We start from the raw sequence: 4,349 nt of genomic DNA, 5'->3' as shown, positions 1-4,349 counted from the left end.
AGACGACCGGTGGCAGCTCCCGACGCAGGGGAACGCCGGTGCGGGTCACCGGTCGCCGTTGGAGCAATCCGAGGGTGTAGCAGAAGGTGGAAAGCAGGCCGACGAGAACCGTGGCCGCGAGAACGTTTGTCATCTGTGCATCCCCTGATGTTCAGAGCGTCTGAACGCGGGGCGAATGTATAGTGGCTCTGAACGCTTTGTCAACAGGGTCTGAACATGAGCGCAACATACAAGCTTTTCGCCCGCTGGACCCAGATCAAGCAGTTCCGGTCAGCAATGGCCGCTTGCGAAGAATTGGGATTGTCAAGGGCATCCGCGACAAACTGGAAAAATGGCGCGAACGCGCAGGCCAACGTGATCGAGCGAATGGCACTCGATATAGGAGAAAACCCCGAAGCTTGGGTGCTTGCGGCAAACGCTGAAAAGGCGCTCGGAGACGAGAAGCGAACGCTTGAACGGCTCGCGCGAAAACTTGGCTATGCGGCAATGCTCTGTATAGCCGTCTATACGTCCATTCCGAACGCCTTTGCGCAGTCGCATTCATATTTGACAAAACTAGACCATAGTAGACATTGCGCATGTTACTGGTGCGGTGCGAAGTGACGCGGATCGTCGACGGGCTGCTCGGCCGACGCCTTACTGGTCAAGATGACCCACGCGTCCGAGTTTCGATTCCGTGGTGCCGCCATCCCTCAAGTTAACTGGCGTGTATACCGCGCAGGCGGCCATCAGACTCTTTGCCGAAGCGTTCGAGCAGGCCGGTGCACTGGACCGGCTGGAGGGGTTCACGAGCCATCACGGAGCGGAGTGCTATGCACACGCCTGCAATATCGACACGGTGGTGCTGGAAAAGCGCGGGTGGAAATACCGATGCGGATTGGAGCGGGTCGCGATGCCATCCAGCCATTTCGCGGGGGCAACCGGTGGACTGACGCATTGCTGCCGATGTCGGATAGTCCGCCAATGCGCCGGTTGGATCATCCAACGCGACCTGACGCGGCGGACGAACGCGACCGGCGGCGGAGTCACCCGCCAGCGCTGGATCGCCGCGAGCGGAAGAATCCGCTTAGCAGCGCACTCGCCTCGCCGGCCAGCACGCCACCCTCGACGATCAGACGATGGTTGTGCCGAGCGTGCTGAAGAAGGTCGAAGGCGCTTCCCGCGGCACCGGTTTTCGGATCAGTCGTCGCATAGACGACGCGTGCAATGCGTGCGTGGATCATCGCGCCGGCGCACATGGGACATGGCTCCAGCGTCGCGTACAGCACGGCGCCCGGGAGGCGGTAGTTGCCCGCGCGGCGGCCGGCTTGCCGCAAGGCGACGATCTCGGCATGGGCGCTCGCATCGCAGTCGCCGATCATGCGGTTGCACCCTGCCCCCAGTTCCCTGCCGTCGCGCACGATGACGGCGCCAACCGGCACTTCTCCGGCTGCCTCGGCGGCGCGTGCGAGCTCGAGCGCGCGGAGCATCCACGTGACATCGGCAGCGCCGTCCGCACTTGGCGCAGCAGCGGCTGGCGCGGGAATCGAGGGATCAGTCATGGCCGCATTCTTCGCCATTGCTCGCGATGCCGCCAGTCGCCCGGTTTGGAACGCGCGATCTTTCAGTCCAATCCATCATGACGCCATGCATTCGACGCGGTTGAACCGTTACGTCCGGTCGACAACAATCGTGGACATCAGCATCCGACTCGGCAGGTTCGACGGCCGCAGCGCACCCCCTCAACCAGCGGTTTGTCGCGCAAGGCCATCGCCATTCCTCATGATCGATCGAAGGACGTTTTCCCGTCTGCTCCTGGCTTCGCCGCTCGCGGGCGTCGGCTGCTCCCGGTCTCCAACCGCCCAATCCGATGGCCTCGCCAGAGGTGTTTCGTATCTCCCTGGACTCCGTAGCCCTGAGCGACTCATCGCACCGATCAACCGTTCGATCCAGGTGGCCTTCGCGATCAACCCGGGCGTGCAGGTGATCGATCTGGCCGGCCCTTGGGAGACATTCCAGGACACCTACGCGACGTCGGACGCGCAGGATTCCGCCTTCACCCTGTTCACCGTCTGCGAGAACATCGGGCCCGTCCGCGCGTCGGGTGGACTGATGCTGGTTCCGGACTATTCCACCGCAGACGCTCCGCAGCCGGACGTCATCGTTGTGCCCCATTTCGACCAGCCCAACCCGGCGTCGCGCATGACGTCGGACATCCACGCATGGATCCGGCACGCGCACGAACAAGCCGCGCTGACGATGTCGGTCTGCACGGGCGCCTTTCAGCTCGCGAAGACCGGTTTGCTCGACGGCATCCCCATGACGACGAACAAACTTGCGTCCGACAACTTCGCCCGTTCGTTCCCCGAGGTTGATCTCAGGCGTGGCCCGCGTTTTGTCGAGTCGGGGCGTATCGCCACGTCGGGCGGTCTCAGTGCCGGGATCGACCTTGCGCTGCGTGTCGTCTCGCGGTATTTCGATGAAAGTGTCGCGACACAAACGGCGATGAGAATGGAATATGCCGGAACAGGCTGGCGAGATTGAGACGCGCCGCCCCGGAATGGTGACCAGCGTGCGAAGCGCGCGCTCACCCGATCGATGGGCCTGCGCATGCCAGCCCGTTCGTTTCGCCCGTCGCTCGCAGCATAGAAATCATGTCATAAGTGACATGAGATACACGTCATATTCCGTTGAATATGAAGAAAAATTCTCGCAAAATTAGCGTGTTGCGTGCGCCCGGCGCGGCGCATGGATTCGACAGTTCGATCTCCTGTGAAGTGGACGTGTGATCAGGCGACGCGGGAGGGACGGATCGCGGAAGCCTTTAAACGGCAAGCGCGGAAGACTCCGTTACCATCGGCGAGAACACAAGGTCGCATCGAGCGTTGCCTTCGATAGCGCCGTTGTTGGAGTTCTGGCCGCAGTGGGCCAACACAGGGAACGCTGCGCTCCTCACTCCCACTCGATCGTCGCGGGGGGCTTGCCACTGATGTCATAAACCACACGAGATATATTCGGTATCTCGTTTATTATTCGGCTCGAAGCTGTACCAAGAAGTTCGTACGGCAAGTGCGCCCAGTGCGCGGTCATGAAGTCGATCGTCTCGACGGCGCGCAGCGCGATCACCCACTCGTACGCACGCGCGTCGCCAACTACGCCAACGGATTTCACCGGAAGGAACACCGCGAACGCCTGGCTGGTGCGGTCGTAGTAATCGGCCTTTCGCAATTCCTCGATGAAGATCGCGTCGGCACGGGCAAGGATGTTCGCGTACTCGCGCTTGACCTCGCCGAGGATGCGCACCCCGAGGCCCGGTCCCGGGAACGGATGGCGGTAGACCATCGCATGCGGCAGTCCGAGTTCGACACCGATCCGGCGCACTTCGTCTTTGAAGAGCTCGCGCAATGGCTCGACCAGTTTGAGCTTCATGTGCTCGGGCAAGCCGCCGACGTTGTGATGCGACTTGATCACATGCGCCTTGCCGGTCTTGCTGCCGGCCGACTCGATCACGTCCGGATAGATCGTGCCCTGCGCGAGCCACTTCACGCCTTCCAGCCTGCCCGCTTCCTCGTCGAAGATTTCGACGAACAGCCGTCCGATGATCTTGCGCTTTGCTTCCGGGTCGGCGACGCCCGCGAGCGCTTCGAAGTAGCGATCTGCGGCATCGACGCGGATGACCTTGACGCCCATGTTCGCGGCGAACATCGCCATCACCTGGTCGCCTTCCTGCCAGCGCAGCAAACCGGTGTCGACGAACACGCACGTCAGCCGATCGCCGATGGCCTTGTGCAGCAGCGCGGCAACCACCGATGAATCCACTCCGCCCGACAATCCGAGCAGCACGCGATCTTCGCCAACCTGATGGCGCACCCGCGCAACCTGGTCGTCGATGATGTTCGCGGCGGTCCACAGCGTGTCGCAGCCGCAAATACCGGTGACGAACCGCCTCAGCAGCGCACTCCCCTGCTTCGTGTGCGTGACTTCCGGATGGAACTGCACGCCGTACCAGCGACGTTTCTCGTCGGCCATCGCAGCAACCGGAATGCGCTCGGTCCGCGCGGTGACGATGAATCCCGGAGGCGCCTTCGCGACGTGATCACCATGGCTCATCCACACATCGAGCGCCTGTGCGGGCGCATGATCGGACAAGCCGGCAAGCAAGGTGTCGTGCCCGACGACGTCGACACGCGCATGGCCGAACTCGCGTGCATCCGCCGCTTCCGTCACGCCACCCAGTTGTGCCGCCATCGTCTGCAGGCCATAGCAGATTCCGAGCAGCGGCACTCCCGCATCAAAGACCGCCTGCGGTGCTTTCGGCGCGCCCACCAGCGTGGTCGACTCCGGTCCGCCCGACAGAATGATGCCTTTCG

4 protein-coding genes are annotated in these 4,349 nt (G+C 62.5%); 2 read left to right on the top strand and 2 right to left on the bottom strand.

Annotated elements, in window-relative coordinates:
- Window positions 1–216 precede the first annotated feature (216 nt).
- Window positions 217–603, top strand: coding sequence for a hypothetical protein (locus tag ABIV12_RS03510; protein WP_348056278.1), 387 nt, complete (start codon window positions 217–219; stop codon window positions 601–603).
- Window positions 604–1,025: 422 nt separating this feature from the next.
- Here the strand turns inward: ABIV12_RS03510 and tadA are convergent, their stop codons facing one another.
- Window positions 1,026–1,541, bottom strand: coding sequence for a tRNA adenosine(34) deaminase TadA (gene tadA / locus ABIV12_RS03505; protein ID WP_348056276.1), 516 nt, complete (start codon window positions 1,539–1,541; stop codon window positions 1,026–1,028).
- A gap of 391 nt (window positions 1,542–1,932) precedes the next feature.
- Here tadA and ABIV12_RS03500 point away from each other — a divergent pair, with 391 nt between their 5' ends.
- The gene (locus tag ABIV12_RS03500; RefSeq protein WP_348056274.1) at window positions 1,933–2,523 is read left to right on the top strand and encodes a DJ-1/PfpI family protein; all 591 of its coding nucleotides are present in this window, start codon (window positions 1,933–1,935) and stop codon (window positions 2,521–2,523) included.
- 408 nt (window positions 2,524–2,931) lie between these two features.
- On the opposite strand, the gene guaA is transcribed toward ABIV12_RS03500, so the two are convergent.
- Window positions 2,932–4,349: glutamine-hydrolyzing GMP synthase (gene guaA, locus ABIV12_RS03495; protein ID WP_348056272.1), on the bottom strand; the 1,418-nt coding region annotated here is incomplete at its 5' end.

Origin of the sequence: Dokdonella sp., from assembly GCF_039926425.1 — a bacterium.
In the GTDB taxonomy this organism is placed as follows: Bacteria; Pseudomonadota; Gammaproteobacteria; order Xanthomonadales; family Rhodanobacteraceae; genus Dokdonella_A.
Note: the sequence above shows the minus strand (reverse complement) of the source record. Positions and strands in the feature narration are given on the sequence as shown.